The sequence below is a fragment of the Methylomicrobium lacus genome, assembly GCF_041897535.1.
GTDB lineage: Bacteria > Pseudomonadota > Gammaproteobacteria > Methylococcales > Methylomonadaceae > Methylomicrobium > Methylomicrobium lacus_A.
On sequence record NZ_CP169217.1, the window covers coordinates 425,842 to 441,429 of the forward strand.

A 15,588-nucleotide genomic window follows, 5' to 3' on the forward strand; every position below is an offset into this window, starting at 1 on the left:
GGCGATCGGCCTGCGCTAAAAACAACTGCCGTAATCCAGCAGCAGTTCCTCGCAATTGAAGAAGAGGCGCGGATATTCGGCGCGGATGTACAGCTTCAAGACGTACTCCAAAAACACGGCGACCGTGATGAAACGCGCTCCGGCGCCATAGAGGCGGAAGCGGGTATTCGCCGAACAGCGCCAGATCGACACCGTCCACCATATAATGGGCAGCAGCAGGACAAAATGCACGTCATCCCAACTCGACACGGTCAGCTGTCCCGACTTGACCAACCAATCCGCGCTGAACAACACGGCATTCAATACCAAGAAGAACGGCCAAAACACGGTGCTTAGCCCCTGCCCTCCGATCCAGCTCGAAAACAAATAATTGTCGTAAGACAATGACCGAAAACCGATGTCCGGGTCCGGAGCCAAAATCCACACGACCACGAACAGCCCGGCCATCATGAACAAGGCCTCGGCCGGACTCAATAAATTGATCTGATTGAACAGGATGGTCAGCGAATAAATAAACATGACGAACGTAAGCAAAGACGCAATCAATCCGGCGCGTAATCCCAAATCAGCACTACCCGAACCGGTACCCGTATGTAATAATACTGCATTTAATTAAGCGGCACTTCGTTAAACCACGACATCACAGGACATAGGCAATGGACGAAAACAAAAAGAAAGCGCTCGGCGCGGCATTGATGCAGATCGAGAAGCAGTTCGGCAAAGGCTCTGTGATGCGGATGGGCGATGTGGCGGCGTCTCGGGATATCGAGGTCGTTTCGACCGGCTCATTGGGGCTGGACATTGCGCTCGGCTGCGGCGGCTTACCGCGCGGACGGATCGTCGAGATCTACGGACCGGAGTCGTCCGGTAAAACCACCCTGACCCTGCAGGTGATCGCCGAAGTGCAAAAACTCGGCGGCACGGCCGCTTTCGTCGATGCCGAGCACGCGCTCGATCCCGGCTATGCGGAGAAGATCGGGGTCAATGTCGACGATCTCCTGGTTTCGCAGCCCGATACCGGCGAGCAGGCGCTCGAAATCACCGACATGCTGGTACGCTCAGGCGCGGTGGACATCGTCGTCGTCGATTCGGTTGCGGCGCTGACGCCGAAGGCCGAGATCGAAGGCGACATGGGCGACTCGCACATGGGCCTGCAGGCGCGGCTGATGTCGCAGGCTCTGCGCAAACTGACCGCGAATATCAAGCGCTCGAATACGCTGGTGATCTTCATCAACCAGATCAGGATGAAGATCGGCGTGATGTTCGGCAACCCCGAAACCACGACCGGCGGCAACGCGCTGAAATTTTACGCCTCGGTACGACTCGACATACGCCGGATCGGATCGGTCAAGAAAGGCGAAGAAGTGATCGGCAACGAGACGCGGGTAAAAGTCGTCAAGAACAAGGTCGCGCCGCCGTTCAAGCAAGCCGAATTCGAAATTCTGTACGGCGAAGGCATTTCCTTCCTCGGCGAACTGGTCGATCTCGGCGTCAATTTCGGATTCATCCAGAAAGCCGGCTCCTGGTACAGCTACGGCGATGAAAAGATCGGCCAGGGCAAGGACAATGCGAAGCTGTATCTGAAAGAGCATCCGGACAAGGCCAAGGAAATCGAAGCGAAGATTCGCGCGGAAGCCTTCGGCAAGGCGTTGCCGATTTCGGACAAGCCCGAACTCGACGACGATTGAAACCCAATCTAACTTGACGTGGATCAGGCGGACGCCAAAATCAGGACCGAATGCCTGCGCCTGTTGACCGGGCGCGAGCACAGCCAAAAAGAATTGCTCCAAAAACTGGCCGGCAAAGGCTTTGCGATAGAAAGGATCGAATCGATCCTCGACGAGCTGGCCACCGAAAACTGGCAAAGCGATGCGCGTTACGCGGAAAGTTATGCGCGCTCGCGGATTCTGAAAGGCTATGGACCGGCTTTTATCGCCTATGAGCTGCGACAACACGGCATCGACCTCGGCAACACCCCCCTGTTTGATCTCGAAGCGCTCGCCGAATCGGTCGCCGGCGGCTGGATGGCGCTTTTAGAACAGGTTTATCGTAGGAAATACGGCGACGGCCCGGTTCCGAACCGGAACGAATGGGCGAAACGCAGCCGGTTTTTGTTGCAGCGCGGCTTCACCCACGCGATGATTGCCGATTTATTGAAAAACACCTCGAACACTTTTTAGCCTTTTAATCGCACAACCTATGAAAAAGATGACCAGCGCAGAACTGCGCGCCGCCTTTCTGGAATTTTTCCGCCAACGCGGGCACACGATCGAGCCTTCCAGTTCGCTGATTCCCGGCAACGACCCGACCTTGTTGTTCACGAACGCCGGCATGGTGCAGTACAAGGACGTATTTTTGGGCCGCGAGCACAAGGGCTTCACCCGCGCCGCGACCAGTCAGCGTTGCGTGCGCGCCGGCGGCAAGCATAACGACCTGGAGAACGTCGGCTATACCGCGAGGCACCATACCTTTTTCGAAATGCTCGGCAACTTCAGTTTCGGCGATTATTTCAAGAAGGATGCGATTCATTTCGCCTGGGAATTTTTGACCCAGGAAATGGAGATCCCGCCGCAAAAACTCTGGGTGACCGTGTTCGAGGAAGACAGCGAAGCCGAAAGCATCTGGCTGAACGATGTCGGCGTCGACCCTAAACGCTTTTCCCGCATCGGCGCGAAAGACAATTTCTGGTCGATGGGCGACACCGGCCCTTGCGGCCCGTGCAGCGAAATCTTCTACGACCACGGCGAATCGATTCCGGGCGGACCTCCGGGCTCTCCCGATGAAGAAGGCGACCGCTACATCGAGATCTGGAACCTGGTGTTCATGCAGTACGACCGCGCCGCCGACGGCACCCTGACGCCGCTGCCGAAGCCTTCGGTCGACACCGGCATGGGGCTGGAGCGGATCGCGGCGGTCTCGCAAGGCGTGCACAGCAATTACGAAATCGACCTGTTCCAGAAGCTGTTGCAGGCGGCGGCGAAGCTGGCCGGCATCGACGACTTGAACCAAAGCTCGCTCAGGGTGATCGCCGACCATATCCGCTCCTGTGCGTTTCTGGTCGCGGACGGCGTGCTGCCTTCGAACGAGGGCCGCGGTTACGTGCTGCGCCGGATCATCCGCCGCGCGATTCGCCACGGCTATCGGCTCGGCATTCACGACATCTTTTTCTATCGACTGGTCGCGCCGCTGGTCGAGGCGATGGGCGATGCCTACCCCGAATTGAAAAACGCGCAGGCCCAGGTCGAACGCATCCTGAAAAAAGAGGAAGAACGCTTCGCCGAAACCCTGGGGCAAGGCATGAAGATCCTCGAAGCCTGCGTCGCCAAGCTCGACGGCAAGGTGATTCCGGGCGACACCGTGTTCCAGCTTTACGACACCTACGGTTTCCCGGTCGACCTGACCGCCGATTTCGCGCGCGAACACGACTTGTCGGTCGATCATGAAGGCTTCGAAGCCGCGATGGCCGCGCAACGCGACCGCGCGCGGTCGGCCAGCCATTTCGGCGCCGATTACGACCAGGACATCAAGCTCGACATCGAAACCGAATTCTGCGGTTACGACCATCTTGCCGATCAATCGCATATCGTCGCCTTGTATGCCCAGGGCCAGCCGGTCGAAACCTTGCAGGTCGGCCAGGAAGGCGTGATCGTGCTGGACAAGACGCCGTTTTACGCCGAATCGGGCGGACAGGTCGGCGACAAGGGCACGATCAGCGCGAACGGCGCGGTCTTCGAAGTGACCGACACCCAAAAACAAAGCGGCAACCTGTTCCTGCACAAGGGCAAAGTCATCTCCGGCGCGTTCACGACAGGCCAGGATTGCGCGGCCCATGTCGATGCGAATGAGCGCAAAGCGACCGCATTGAATCACTCCGCAACCCATATCCTGCATGCCGCGCTGCGGCAGATTCTGGGCGACCATGTCGCGCAGAAAGGCTCCTTGGTCAATCCCGAGCGCCTGCGTTTCGACTTCTCGCATTTCGAACCGGTCACGACCGAGGAAATCGCCGAGCTGGAACGTATCGTGAACGAACAAATCCGCCTGAATACGCCGGTCACCGCCGACATCATGGCGAAGGACGATGCGGTCAAGGCCGGCGCGATGGCCTTGTTCGGCGAAAAATACGGCGCGGAAGTGCGCGTATTGAAGATCGGCGATTTTTCGACCGAGCTTTGCGGCGGCACCCACGTCGAGCGCGCCGGCGACATCGGCTGCTTCAAGATCATCGGCGAAACCGGCGTCGCGGCCGGCGTCCGCCGCATCGAGGCGGTCACCGGCCAAGGCTGCATCGACTGGATCGCCAGCCGCGACAAGGCGCTCGCGTCGATTTCCGGGTTATTGAAAAGCTCGCCGGACAAAGCGGCCGAAAAGGTCGAACAATTGCTCGAAAAGACCCGTTCTCTGGAAAAACAGCTCGAACGTTTGAACGCGAAACTGGCCAGCTCGGCCGGCGACGAACTCAGTGCCGGCGCGGTCGAAGTCAACGGCATTAAGGTGCTGGCCGTGAAACTGGACGGCGTCGATCCGAAATCCTTGCGCGATCTGGTCGACCAGTTGAAAAACAAGCTCGGCAGTTCAGCGATCGTACTCGCGACCGTCGAAGGCGACAAGGTCAGCCTGATCGCGGGAGTCTCGAAGGATCAGGTCGGACGCGTCAAGGCCGGCGATCTGGTCAACTTCGTCGCGACCCAGGTCGGCGGCAAAGGCGGCGGCCGCCCCGACATGGCGCAGGCGGGCGGCAACGATCCGTCCGGATTGACCAAGGCCCTGGCCGGCGTTCCGGCGTGGATACAAGAACAAACGGCAAAATAAAGGATCCAGCGAATGGCATTGTACGTATTTAAATTCGGCGGCACCTCGGTCGGCTCGGTCGAGCGGATCAAGGCGGTTGCCGAGAAGGTCAAAAAGGCGCACGACCAGGGCGATCAGATCGTGGTCGTGGTATCGGCGATGAGCGGCGAAACCAATCGTCTGATCGGACTGGCGAAGGACATTCAGCAGCAGCCGAATGCGCGCGAGCTCGACATGCTGGTCTCGACCGGCGAACAGGTCACCGTCGCCCTGCTCGCGATGGCGCTCGAAGAAATCGGCTGCCCGGCGTTCTCGTTCACCGGCGGCCAGGTCAAGATTCTGACAGACAGCAGCCATACCAAGGCGCGGATTCGCGACATCGACGACAGCCGGATGCGGGCGAAACTGAATCAGGGCAAGGTGGTCGTGGTCGCAGGATTCCAGGGCGTCGATGAAGAGGACAACATCACGACCCTGGGACGCGGCGGCTCCGACACCACCGCAGTCGCCCTGGCGGCGGCACTGAAGGCCGACGAATGCCTGATCTATACCGACGTCGACGGCGTGTACACGACCGATCCCCGCGTCGAACCGAAGGCACGCAGGCTAGAGCGGATCACGTTCGAGGAAATGCTCGAAATGGCCAGCCTCGGTTCGAAAGTCCTGCAGATTCGTTCGGTCGAATTCGCCGGCAAATACAACGTGGCATTACGCGTATTATCATCATTTACAGAAGGTAACGGCACGCTGATTACCTATGAGGACACACAAATGGAAAGCGCATTGATTTCAGGCATCGCCTTCAACCGGGACGAAGCGAAACTCACGATCACCGGCGTACCGGACAAGCCGGGCGTCGCCTCCAAAATCCTCGGCCCGATCGCCGATGCGAACATCGAGGTCGACATGATCGTGCAGAACATCGCCGAAGACGAAACGACCGATTTCACCTTCACCGTGCACCGGAACGATTTCCAGCGCGCGAAGGCCTCGCTCGAAAAGACCTGCGCGGAACTCGGCGCGAAGAAAGTCACCGCTGACGACAATATCGTCAAAATCTCGATCGTCGGCGTCGGCATGCGCTCGCACGCTGGCATCGCGAACACGATGTTCCAGACGCTGGCGGCTGAAGGCATCAACATCAAGATGATCTCGACCTCCGAAATCAAGATCTCGGTCGTCGTCGACGAGAAATATCTGGAACTGGCGGTCCGGGCGCTGCATGCGGCGTTCAAGCTGGATCAGGCGGCGTAAGCCAGAATGTTGCTCCGGCTCCGTTTCATAGTGAAACGGAGCCGTTATTTATCGGATCGACCTTTGACTTCCGAATGTCCATCGATTTGTGTTGTTTGTTGAGTTGAGCAATGCCTTCTGATCCCGTCCGAGCCCCAGGCAAGAAACGCTGTCAGCCATGTTCGCAACCGGGGCCGCGATGAAAAATCAGCTCATCGACCGGCACGCCGCCGAGCAAATGCTGCTCTATGATGCGATCGAGATTGACGTCGGTCACATGGTAGTACCAAATGCCGTCCGGTTGCACGCAGACGATAGGCCCGGCTTTGCAGGTGGCGAAACAGTTAGTGCGGGTGCGTTTGACCCGCAACGCCCCCTGATCGAGCCCCACCGCCTTGAATTTTGCTCCCAGGCTGTCAAACAACGCTTGCGATTCGCCGTCTTGCGTGCAGCGCGGACCGGTGCATACCAGCAGATGGCGTTTGTAATCTCCCATTTTGGGCTTTTCTGGCAATGGCATGTCATTCATCGCAGGTACTCTCTTCGTCGGATTCGTTGTCTGTAGCGCTATCGATCACTTGACCATACTGTTCAAAGGCTTGCTGAAAACTATCGAGCCTCCCCTGGCCGAAGTGATCGCCCGCTTTGACCAGCAGCAACGAAAATATCAATGCGCCGTAGGCGTCGACAAAATACAGTCCATGCTGTTGGCCGGCCTGACTGAAAAACCAAGTGCTGGCGATCCGGCCGGTATCGACATGCAAATGGCAATGCTCGCTGATTAGATTCAGCCATGGACCATTGCGGCTAAGGTCTTTTGCTTCCAGCAAAACTTCGGCGATGGCCGCGTCACTGCGCACCACGGCCCTGAGTCGCCCCCAGACCCGGGCTGCTGTCAGCACCCTATCCAGATGCTCTTCCACGACCAGCCGGGCCTGCATGTTGCCCGCTGTGTCATCGGGCCTGGCTTCGGCAATGGCTGCCAGCAATTCACCCAACGGCGCATCGAAATGGGCGCAGGTTTCGCGCAGATTGACCTCAGGATTTTCCCGCAAATGACGCCGCACACAGGCATGCCAGCCATTCAAGCCCATCGCCAGCGAACGGCCAGCCTGTTCGCCGTTTTTAGCTTCGCCAGTCAGCGCGTCGTATTTGTTGGCATAGCCGCGCGGCGTGACCATCAAGCCTTCGCGGACGAAGGTGCTGCCGTTGCCGATTAATACCGTACACAGCATGCCGATCTCGCAATCGGCCATCTGTGCCAGCGTGGTCATTTGAATGGCTTGCCGACGGCGGTAGCCGGATTTGACGATCGCCACCGGCGTATCCGGCTTGCGATGCAGTAACATTATCCGTTGCGCCTCGACGATTTGCCGGGTGCGACGGCCGCTTTTGGGGTTGTATAGCGCGACGACAAAATCGGCGCGCGCGGCCGCTTCCAGTCGGCGGGCGATGATCGGCCAGGGGGTTAGCAAATCCGACAGCGAAATCGAACAAAAATCGTGGGTTAGCGGTGCGCCAACCAGGGCCGCACAGGCATTCAACGCGGTTGCGCCGGGAATTACTTCGACGGTGATCTCACTGTTCGGCGTCCAACCGGCCTGGAACAGCACTTCGTAAGTGGGGCCCGCCATGCCATAAATGCCAATGTCGCCCGACGAAATCAGCGCCACGGTTTTTCCCTGTCGCGCCTGCTCGTAAGCTTCGACGCTACGGTCGATTTCCTCGGTCATGCCCTTACGGATGACTTCCTTACCGTCGAGCAGTTCCTGCACCAGCTTGATATAGGTGGAATAACCGATGACCACATCCGCCTCGGCGATCGCGGCGCGGGCGCGATGGCTCATGTGCTCCGGGGCGCCCGGACCGAAGCCGACCAACAAAATTTTTCCTTTGTTCATTCAATCGTCTCTCATGCTCGCAATCGAAACCGTGGCGTTCTTGCCGTCTGCGCCGCGGTATTTGTGTTTTTCCAGCAGCAACGCCTGCATCGTCGCATTGGCCGCTAGCAACGCGGCAGCCTCGGCGACCGCCGGCGTCCCCATGTATTTGCGCACGGTTTCCGACGGATTCGGCACCGGCACTTGCGCCAGTCGTTCGGCGCTATAAAAATGCAAGGGCCAGCCGTGGTCGGCCGCCAACCGCAGTATCGCTGCTTCGTCGTTTTTTTTGTCGATGGTCGCTACGCCGGCAACGGCGGACAGGTCGAGACTGGCCAACGCCAAAGCCTGATCGACGGCGGTTTGCAATGTGGCCAAAGAGGTATCGCGGTCGCACCCCAGTCCCAACATCACGGCCATCAATCTTGTCCTGCCGGCGGGCGATACACCACCAGGCGTTCGGCGAGATCGTCCCAACAGGCCTGAACGATGTCGCGTCGGGTGACCCACAACACGGCGCGATAGCGGTCAAGATCGACATCCTCGAAACGTTCGAACAAATGAATATTGCCCGGCAGCGGTGTCGGCCGCGTCCACCAGTTTTTAGCGCCGGTTTCCTGCACGAAAGCAATAGGTTCTTCGTTGACCACATGCGCCGAGACGCGGGTGATGTTGATTTTTGGCGCCTCGACCTGCCAGCCCAGTTCCCGCCCTAAAATGTCTACCGGAATGGTCTTGCCGACATCGGATGCCGTGGTCAGCACCGCTTGCGCATCCAGCAAGGCGGCCAGGTGTTCGGCAAAGGCATTGGCACCGCCGACATGACCGGACAGTACCGGAATCACATAACGCCCGGCATCGTCGATGACCACCACGCCGGGATCTTCGTCCTTGGATTTGAGATGCGGTGCGATCAGCCGCACCACCGCGCCCAGCGAAATGAACATCACCACCTGATCGTAGCGCGCAAACAGCATGCCGATATTCGCGCTTAATGCGCCGGGCAACACCTCGACCGGGTTGGCGATGACCGGCAATCCGGCGGCGAATTTTTCCGAGACCGCCAGATGTGCGTGAGGCAATTTTGCGGCCAACTGCAAGGCTTGCGACAGGCCGTGTTTGGTGATCGCGACCAGCACGACGCGGGGTTCTTGTATTGCCTTCATGTTTATTCCGGATTCGATGTTTTTTTGCGGCAGCCGCGAATGATTTCGCCGCGCTGGCGGTGCGGATTGCGAATCAGCAGTAACGACAGGTAGTTGACTTTTTCGCCGCGCAAGCGCTCGACATCGCGTTCCACGCGCTCTTCCGGCGTGCCGGCTTTTTCGATAAATGCGGCCTGAGACAACAAATCGCGGCGTTGCAGCAGCTCGATAATGTCGTCCAGCAACGGTTTGACTTTCAGTAACACCAGGGTGTCGAAATCGTTCAGCAGGCGTTCGACCATGTCGATTCCGTAACTCGCGGGCACGATCGCGACGGTCTCGTCGGTGTCGGCCAGCGGCATCGCCACCCGCGCGGCAGCCGCGTTGTATGAGGACACGCCGGGGATAATTTCGATGCCTACTGCGGCATCCAAGGCCTGTACGGTGCGCGCCAGATGGCCGAAAGTCGAATAGGTGGAGGCATCGCCCTCGACCAGAAACACCACGTTCCGGCCGCTGTGCAGTTGTGCCAGCACGGTTTCGGCTGCGCGCAGCCAGTAACCGGCCAGAATCTCGGCATCGTGGGTCATTGGAAAAATCAGCGGCGTGTGTTCTGCCGGCAGCGGCAGACCGCCCCGCAAGGCGATTTGCAGCGCATGGCTTTCGGCATGCTTGCGCCGGACCGGATAAGCCCAGTGGCAATCGTTACGCTGCAGCAACTCCCAGGCGCGCCGGGTGATCAGGCCCGGATCGCCGGGACCGAGCGAGACGCCGAACAGGCGGCCGTTACTTTGAGTCATGGGTGTCTTCCGTATTTTTTTCGCTACCGGGTTGCGCAGCCACGATCCAGATCGGGTTTTCCGCCTGTAACCGGTGCATGTCCAATATCGGTTTGCTGCGGGCGGCTTGCAGTTGTAAGACATCCCAATCCGCGCCAACGGTTTTTAGCGCTTCGACCGCGGTGGCGAGATTTTCGATCGTCGCAAAGTTCATCACCAAATGGCCGCCATCGCGCAAGCGTTGCAGGCAAAGCGCAATCAGCTCGCGTAACTCGCCGCCGGAGCCGCCGATGAATACCGCATCGGGATCGGGCCAGGTTTCGAGGCCGTCCGGCGCACGGCCGTGGCGCAAACTGTAATTGCTGATCCGCAAACTGGCGCGGTTGGCGAGCGCGATGGCGGTATCGTCGGCGTTTTTTTCGATGGCGTAGACATGGCCTTGCGCGCACAGCCGCGCTGCTTCCAGACCGACCGAGCCGGAACCGGCGCCGATGTCCCAGACGATGCTATCCGGCTTGAGGGCCATCCTCGCCAGCGAAACCGCGCGCACTTCGCGTTTGGTAATCAGCCCTTTGTCGGGTTTGCGCTGTAGAAAGCGATCGTCAGGCAGGCCAAACAGCGCTTCATCCCCGTCACGTTTTTGCCGGATCAATACGATATTCGGATCGGCAAAACGGCGGCCGGCGGCTTCGTCGACGGATAGCCAACGGGAAATGTGTTCGTCCGCTTGCAGCAGCCGGGTGGCCACCGCGATGTCGTAATGATCGGCCAGCGCTTCCTGTTGCAGCATGCGGGCGATACGGTCCGGCGTATTGTCAGGGCTGGTCAACACCGCGGTCAGCGGCGATTGCCGCAGCAATTGCAACACTTCGTACAATCCATGTTGGGCATCGGCGCCTGGGGTCCATTCGCCGGCATCGCGGCTGTGCGCCGAACCGATGCGCACAGACTGCCAAGGCTGCCCCAGTCGGGCACAGGCCAGTTGCAACATCGACAGGTTGGGCAGGACTTCCACATTGCCGTGACCGAGTTTACCGATCAGGAAGCCGGCGATACCGTGACACAGTGGGTCGCCGGTAGCCAGAACCACGACTTTTTTTCCTGCGCTTTGCGCGTCATTGATCCAGGCCGGCACCCGGCTCAATTGGCCGGTCAAATCGTGACATTCGGCATCCGGTGCAATCGCATCGGCCAACAAGGCCAACAGGCGCTGGCCGCCGATCACGACCTCGGCGCCGTTCAGATGCGCCAAGGTTTCGGCCGTCAGGCTGCGGCTGCCGTTATCGAGTATGCCGATGATCCGACAGGGGGGGGTCATATCATACCTCTCCGGCCGCTTCGGCCAGCTTGTTGCCATCGAAATCGCACATCAATACCCGTAAATGAAATTGGCCGGCATAACGGCCGTGTAAAGTTTGAATGACTCGTTGGCCCAATGCCCGGTAAAAAGGATCGATCAGGCCCAGTTCCTCCATCCGCTCGCTGGCATAACGCGCCATTTCCGATTGGCGGATGTCGTTGCAGACCGCGCTAGGGGCGCCGATGTCGGCGGCAATGTCCGCCAGAAGATCGGTATCGACCGCGCTGCGATTGGCATGGGTGATGGTTTCGCCTTGCGCAATCTTGGTCAGTTTGCCGACCATCCCGCCGATCACGACTTCACGTATGCCGCACTTGACCACCGTATCCAGTGCGTATTTCAAGAAATCTCCCATTTGCACAAAGCAAGCCGGCGCGAGTTCCGGCAATTCGCGCATCGTGAATTTTTCGGTGCGGCCTCCGGTGGTCAGTACCACGACCGATTGGCCCTGATTGGCGGCGACTTCAATCCCCTGAATCACACTGGCGCGAAACGCCGCCGTCGAATAGGGATGCACGATACCGGTGGTGCCAAGGATAGAAATCCCGCCGACGATACCCAGCCGGGAGTTGAGGGTTTTTTTCGCCATATCCTCGCCGCCCGGCACCGAAATCGTCACTTCCAGGCCGCACTGTTCCAACAACTGCGCGGCGGCGGCACGGACATTGGCTTCGATATTGCGGCGCGGCACCGGGTTGATTGCCGGCCCGCCGACTTCGAGTCCAAGGCCTTGCATCGTGACCGTGCCGACGCCAGCGCCGCCCTTCAATATCACGGCCCCCGGCGCATCCGGCAGCAGACGGACATCGGCGGTCAACGGCGCCTTGTCGGTCACATCCGGGTCGTCGCCGGCGTCCTTGATCACCACCGCATGCGCGCTCAGGCCATCGCAGTGCGCATCGCTCACGTCAAATCGCGCCTGCTGCCCGTTCGGCAACTCGCAATCGACCGCCTCCGGCACCGCGCCAGTGACCAGACCCAATACCGCCGCCCGCGCCGCCGCAGCGGAACAGGCGCCAGTGGTGTAGCCTTTGCGAGTGCCTTTGGCTTTTTTTTCCACGCCGCCTGTCAATTCCGCGCCGCTTGTTGCGCTTCGGCCAAAGCCAGCAAGGCATGAATTGCCGCCACCACGAGCGTCGAGCCGCCTTTACGGCCATCGATCACGATCCAGGGGATGGTGTCGATTTCGCTGAGCAGCGCCTTGGACTCCGCCGCCGAGACGAAACCGACCGGCATGCCGATCACCAGGGCTGGTTTCAGATCGTCCTCTTGCATCATGCGCACGACTTCCAGTAACGCGGTCGGCGCGTTGCCGATCGCGACGATGCCGCCGTCGAGCAGATTCAACCGTTGCGCCTTGCGCATCGCCTGTACCGCGCGCGTGCTGTTTTCTGCCTTGGCCTGGGCGATCACATCGTCATCGGCGATAAACTGATGGGTGCCTACGCCAAAATGATCCAGACGCGGCTTGGACAAGCCAACGCAAATCATTTCCACGTCGGCGACTATCGCCGCACCGCGCAGCAGGGCCTGCATGCCGGCAGCGACCGCGCCGGGCGAGAACCGGGTCAGGCCGTTGAATTCAAAATCCGCCGTGGCGTGGATCATCCGCCGCACGACCTGCCATTCATCGGCCTGATAGGCGTGCGGACCGGCTTCCGCATCGACGATCGCAAAGGAATCGTGTTCGATGCGGCGGCCGGCGTCGGTGAGTTGTTCGGTGATGATGTTGTGATTCATGCTACGAACTCAGCCATGATGGTGGTGACCCTGGCCATGATCGGCGGCGAACTCACGGTATTTGCAGCCATCGCATTCCATCATCAACGGCTGGCTGTTGGCTGTGGCTTCTTGTATGCGCTGTTCCAGTAATCGGTAGATCTCGTCTTCGAATCCCAGATAGGGGCCGAGGACGAAGTGGACATGCGGATACTGGCCCTGCAAACGCGTCACTTGGCGGCGAATGCGTTCGATCAGGGTGCCGGTGAACAAATAAAACGGCAGCACCATGATTTGCCTCATATCCAGCTTGATCTGACGCTGCACCACCGACTCCAGCCGCGGGTGGGTGATGCCGGTAAAAGCGATGTCCACCAAATCGTGATCGGTTTCTTCGTACAGCCAACGCGCCATTTTGGCGACTTCCCCGTTGGCAACCCGGTCGGACGAACCGCGTCCCAGCACGATTACACCGGTATTGCGCGGGTCGGGGACGTCCAACGAGTGCATCGCTTTGCGCAAATTGCGCTGCAGTATGGTCAGGATTTCCTCACAACTGCCGAGATGACGACAATAGACAAACTTCACATTCGGATGCCGCAGCCGGGCATGTTCGATATGTTCGGGAATTTCCATCTTGACGTGCCCGGCGGCGTTGAGGATCAACGGTACGACGACGACCTGGCCACCGTGACGTGCGGCAAGATCCAGGCCATCGTCGAGCAGCACGTCGGCAAATTCAATAAAACAAACTTCGATGCGGTGTTGCGGTGCGCGGGCACGCCATTGATCGGCAAAAGCCTGAATTTCCTGATTGCCGGAAACTTCGCGCGAGCCGTGGCCGACCAGCAGGATGGTTTGTGCTTGCATGTTTGGATTCATGATTGGGTGGCTTTACGAAAACGATGCGAAAACCCGGCATCGTAGAGTTTGGAATGCCGGATCTCGGGCCAGTGCCGGGCGCCTAGCGCCGGGCTGGCGATGATCATCGCCTGACTGTTGATTTTTTCCGCCCGGCAGCGGTCGCGAATATCTTGCAAGGTGCCGCGCACGATTTTCTCCTCACCTGGCCAACTGGCTTTTTGCACGACCAGGATCGGCGCATCCGCCGGCCAACCGGCTGCCAGCAAGGCTTTTTGCACATCGGCCAACAAGGTAATCGACAGAAAAATGCATAGCGTGGTGCGATGGGCGGCCAAAGCTTCCAGTTCTTCGCCGGGCGGCATCGGCGTGCGCCCCGCGACACGAGTCAAAATCACGGTTTGCGTGACTTCGGGTAGCGTCAGCGTTTCGCCGGCCGCCGCAGCGGAAGCCAATGCCGAGGAAACTCCCGGCACCACCGCCCAATCGATGCCGGCCTGATCCAGTGGTCTGACCATTTCGGTCAATGCACCGTAAAGCCCGGGATCGCCGGTTTGCAGGCGCACGACGGTGTCATGCTGACGGGCCTGATCGATCAGCCAGGCGGTGATGTCATCCAACGTCATGTCTTTTGAATCGCGAATCAGGCTGCTAGCCGGCGCATAAAGCGTGGCGGCCTGATTGACCAGGGAACCTGCATACAGCACCGCGCCGGCTTGTGCCAGTAAGCGCTGCCCCTTGACGGTAATCAGCTCGGGATCGCCGGGGCCTGCGCCGACAAACCAGACTTTAGCCATGCCGATTCTCCGGCGATGGCAGCCCTGGATTTTTATCAGCCACACCGAAATGGATGGCCAAAGCCGCGGACAGGCCGCCCAATACCAGCCAGAACAACAGATTGCTGAGTGCTGACGCCAGGATGAATTGAACTTGCAATGCCTCAGGCGCCAGACTTTCTGCAATCGCCGGCTGCGGAGCGCCGAGCAGATGCGGGATCAGCAACAGCAAACCGCCTGCCAGTCTCGGTAGAGGTTTGCTTTGCAGAAACAGTAAGCCCAGTCCGATTGCCGTGAAGCAGACCGTACCCAGCCACCAATACTGCCGAGCCAGCAGTTCGGGGACTGTCGTGCCGGGCAATTCCGGCGGCAGGCCAAAACTCGGCGCTACATAAAATACCGCATAGCCGGCCAATCCCCAGCCGAACCCGATAACCCAGCGAGACGGCCGCCGCAAACAATAGGCGCCGGTCAACATCGATGCAAAACCGATGGCCATGACCATGTTGCTGCTGATTGTCGCCAGGGTTCTTTGCCAGCCGCCTTCGGGCTGCCAAGCCTTCGGCGAATGCTCGTTCCCGGCGGTTTCTTCGACAATGTGGATAGGTGCTCGCGACTCTGCCGCCGTTTCATAGGTTTCGGCTTCGAGGATCAGCGGCGTAACCCACAGAATTTGCATCAGCGACAGCAACAGAGCTGCCACTGCCCCCGATATTCCAACGGACAAAATAATGCGCGGGAGCATGCCAGCCATCAATGACAAGGGAAGCCGGTGGCGTGACGGGTGTCGTGAGTGGCGTTGTGCACGTCGGCAAGCGGCGCAAAACCTACAGCCAATACCAGTGTCACACCCAGCAGGATCATGGCCATGCCGGTCAAAACCCGTGCATCGACCGCACTAACCAATGTTGAGCGTGTGGATTGAATAAACATGACAGTCTCCTCAAGTCAAAATGGATTTCGGGAGCAGACTGGATTTAGAGAATACGCTTACCGAGACGGATGTCGGAATGTCTCAGGCCTGCGCTCTCCCTCCGAGAGTCA

Annotated in this window: 17 protein-coding genes; 4 read left to right on the forward strand and 13 right to left on the reverse strand. The window is 59.3% G+C overall.

Translation table 11 applies throughout. From position 1 onward, the window contains the following. Positions 1-15 precede the first annotated feature (15 nt). Positions 16-519 carry a hypothetical protein gene (locus ACEPPP_RS01850; RefSeq protein WP_374089364.1) on the reverse strand — a complete coding sequence of 168 codons (504 nt, stop codon included), beginning with the start codon at positions 517-519 and terminating at the stop codon, positions 16-18. A 137-nt stretch (positions 520-656) separates the two neighbouring features. On the opposite strand from ACEPPP_RS01850, the gene recA reads away from it, so the two are divergent. The 4 genes from recA to ACEPPP_RS01870 are packed head-to-tail and all read left to right on the forward strand — an operon-like array spanning position 657 to position 6,045. After that, positions 657-1,688 carry a recombinase RecA gene (recA, locus tag ACEPPP_RS01855; protein WP_374089365.1) on the forward strand — a complete coding sequence of 344 codons (1,032 nt, stop codon included), beginning with the start codon at positions 657-659 and terminating at the stop codon, positions 1,686-1,688. Between the two features lie 18 nt (positions 1,689-1,706). Next, on the forward strand, positions 1,707-2,180 hold the full coding sequence (locus ACEPPP_RS01860; protein WP_374089366.1) for a regulatory protein RecX: 474 nt from the start codon (positions 1,707-1,709) through the stop codon (positions 2,178-2,180). A gap of 28 nt (positions 2,181-2,208) precedes the next feature. Continuing rightward, positions 2,209-4,812: an alanine--tRNA ligase gene (gene alaS, locus ACEPPP_RS01865; protein ID WP_374090865.1), complete on the forward strand. Its 2,604-nt coding sequence runs from the start codon at positions 2,209-2,211 to the stop codon at positions 4,810-4,812. 12 nt (positions 4,813-4,824) lie between these two features. After that, on the forward strand, positions 4,825-6,045 hold the full coding sequence (locus ACEPPP_RS01870; protein WP_374089367.1) for an aspartate kinase: 1,221 nt from the start codon (positions 4,825-4,827) through the stop codon (positions 6,043-6,045). A gap of 151 nt (positions 6,046-6,196) precedes the next feature. On the opposite strand, the gene ACEPPP_RS01875 is transcribed toward ACEPPP_RS01870, so the two are convergent. The 12 genes from ACEPPP_RS01875 to ACEPPP_RS01930 are packed head-to-tail and all read right to left on the reverse strand — an operon-like array spanning position 6,197 to position 15,477. Then, positions 6,197-6,520 (reverse strand): ferredoxin, encoded by a 324-nt coding sequence (locus ACEPPP_RS01875; protein WP_374089368.1) that lies wholly within the window; start codon positions 6,518-6,520, stop codon positions 6,197-6,199. Between the two features lie 25 nt (positions 6,521-6,545). After that, entirely contained in the window at positions 6,546-7,925 is a 1,380-nt protein-coding gene (cobJ, locus tag ACEPPP_RS01880) for a precorrin-3B C(17)-methyltransferase (RefSeq protein WP_374089369.1), read from the reverse strand. Then, positions 7,926-8,324: a cobalamin biosynthesis protein gene (locus ACEPPP_RS01885; protein WP_374089370.1), complete on the reverse strand. Its 399-nt coding sequence runs from the start codon at positions 8,322-8,324 to the stop codon at positions 7,926-7,928. Then, positions 8,324-9,070 (reverse strand): cobalamin biosynthesis central domain-containing protein, encoded by a 747-nt coding sequence (locus ACEPPP_RS01890; RefSeq protein WP_374089371.1) that lies wholly within the window; start codon positions 9,068-9,070, stop codon positions 8,324-8,326. The genes ACEPPP_RS01885 and ACEPPP_RS01890 overlap by 1 nt, the downstream gene beginning before the upstream one ends. Before the next feature lie 2 nt (positions 9,071-9,072). Continuing rightward, positions 9,073-9,849 carry a precorrin-2 C(20)-methyltransferase gene (gene cobI / locus ACEPPP_RS01895; protein WP_374089372.1) on the reverse strand — a complete coding sequence of 259 codons (777 nt, stop codon included), beginning with the start codon at positions 9,847-9,849 and terminating at the stop codon, positions 9,073-9,075. Further along, positions 9,836-11,146, reverse strand: coding sequence for a precorrin-6y C5,15-methyltransferase (decarboxylating) subunit CbiE (gene cbiE, locus ACEPPP_RS01900; RefSeq protein WP_374089373.1), 1,311 nt, complete (start codon positions 11,144-11,146; stop codon positions 9,836-9,838). Before cbiE ends, cobI begins: the two co-directional genes overlap by 14 nt. A gap of 1 nt (position 11,147) precedes the next feature. After that, the gene (locus tag ACEPPP_RS01905; protein ID WP_374089374.1) at positions 11,148-12,248 is read right to left on the reverse strand and encodes a cobalt-precorrin-5B (C(1))-methyltransferase; all 1,101 of its coding nucleotides are present in this window, start codon (positions 12,246-12,248) and stop codon (positions 11,148-11,150) included. Between the two features lie 8 nt (positions 12,249-12,256). Next, positions 12,257-12,928, reverse strand: a complete 672-nt coding sequence (locus ACEPPP_RS01910; RefSeq protein ID WP_374089375.1) for a precorrin-8X methylmutase — start codon at positions 12,926-12,928, stop codon at positions 12,257-12,259. A 9-nt stretch (positions 12,929-12,937) separates the two neighbouring features. Next, entirely contained in the window at positions 12,938-13,777 is an 840-nt protein-coding gene (locus ACEPPP_RS01915; protein WP_374089376.1) for a sirohydrochlorin chelatase, read from the reverse strand. An 8-nt stretch (positions 13,778-13,785) separates the two neighbouring features. Beyond that, entirely contained in the window at positions 13,786-14,565 is a 780-nt protein-coding gene (gene cobM / locus ACEPPP_RS01920) for a precorrin-4 C(11)-methyltransferase (RefSeq protein WP_374089377.1), read from the reverse strand. Continuing rightward, positions 14,558-15,247, reverse strand: coding sequence for a CbtA family protein (locus tag ACEPPP_RS01925; RefSeq protein WP_374089378.1), 690 nt, complete (start codon positions 15,245-15,247; stop codon positions 14,558-14,560). Before ACEPPP_RS01925 ends, cobM begins: the two co-directional genes overlap by 8 nt. Positions 15,248-15,297: 50 nt before the next feature. Then, complete coding sequence (locus ACEPPP_RS01930) at positions 15,298-15,477, reverse strand: CbtB-domain containing protein (protein WP_374089379.1); 180 nt, start codon at positions 15,475-15,477, stop codon at positions 15,298-15,300. Positions 15,478-15,588: the final 111 nt, after the last annotated feature.

What these genes read in the sequence shown, in the direction of transcription:
- cobM (WP_374089377.1), bottom strand. Translation starts at nt 14,565, where the DNA reads ATGGCTAAAGTCTGGTTTGTCGGCGCAGGCCCCGGCGATCCCGAGCTG.
- ACEPPP_RS01875 (WP_374089368.1), bottom strand. Translation starts at nt 6,520, where the DNA reads ATGGGAGATTACAAACGCCATCTGCTGGTATGCACCGGTCCGCGCTGC.
- ACEPPP_RS01890 (WP_374089371.1), bottom strand. Translation starts at nt 9,070, where the DNA reads ATGAAGGCAATACAAGAACCCCGCGTCGTGCTGGTCGCGATCACCAAA.
- alaS (WP_374090865.1), top strand. Translation starts at nt 2,209, where the DNA reads ATGACCAGCGCAGAACTGCGCGCCGCCTTTCTGGAATTTTTCCGCCAA.
- cobI (WP_374089372.1), bottom strand. Translation starts at nt 9,849, where the DNA reads ATGACTCAAAGTAACGGCCGCCTGTTCGGCGTCTCGCTCGGTCCCGGC.
- ACEPPP_RS01850 (WP_374089364.1), bottom strand. Translation starts at nt 519, where the DNA reads ATGTTTATTTATTCGCTGACCATCCTGTTCAATCAGATCAATTTATTG.
- ACEPPP_RS01910 (WP_374089375.1), bottom strand. Translation starts at nt 12,928, where the DNA reads ATGAATCACAACATCATCACCGAACAACTCACCGACGCCGGCCGCCGC.
- cbiE (WP_374089373.1), bottom strand. Translation starts at nt 11,146, where the DNA reads ATGACCCCCCCCTGTCGGATCATCGGCATACTCGATAACGGCAGCCGC.
- cobJ (WP_374089369.1), bottom strand. Translation starts at nt 7,925, where the DNA reads ATGAACAAAGGAAAAATTTTGTTGGTCGGCTTCGGTCCGGGCGCCCCG.
- ACEPPP_RS01930 (WP_374089379.1), bottom strand. Translation starts at nt 15,477, where the DNA reads ATGTTTATTCAATCCACACGCTCAACATTGGTTAGTGCGGTCGATGCA.
- recA (WP_374089365.1), top strand. Translation starts at nt 657, where the DNA reads ATGGACGAAAACAAAAAGAAAGCGCTCGGCGCGGCATTGATGCAGATC.
- ACEPPP_RS01915 (WP_374089376.1), bottom strand. Translation starts at nt 13,777, where the DNA reads ATGCAAGCACAAACCATCCTGCTGGTCGGCCACGGCTCGCGCGAAGTT.
- ACEPPP_RS01885 (WP_374089370.1), bottom strand. Translation starts at nt 8,324, where the DNA reads ATGGCCGTGATGTTGGGACTGGGGTGCGACCGCGATACCTCTTTGGCC.
- ACEPPP_RS01870 (WP_374089367.1), top strand. Translation starts at nt 4,825, where the DNA reads ATGGCATTGTACGTATTTAAATTCGGCGGCACCTCGGTCGGCTCGGTC.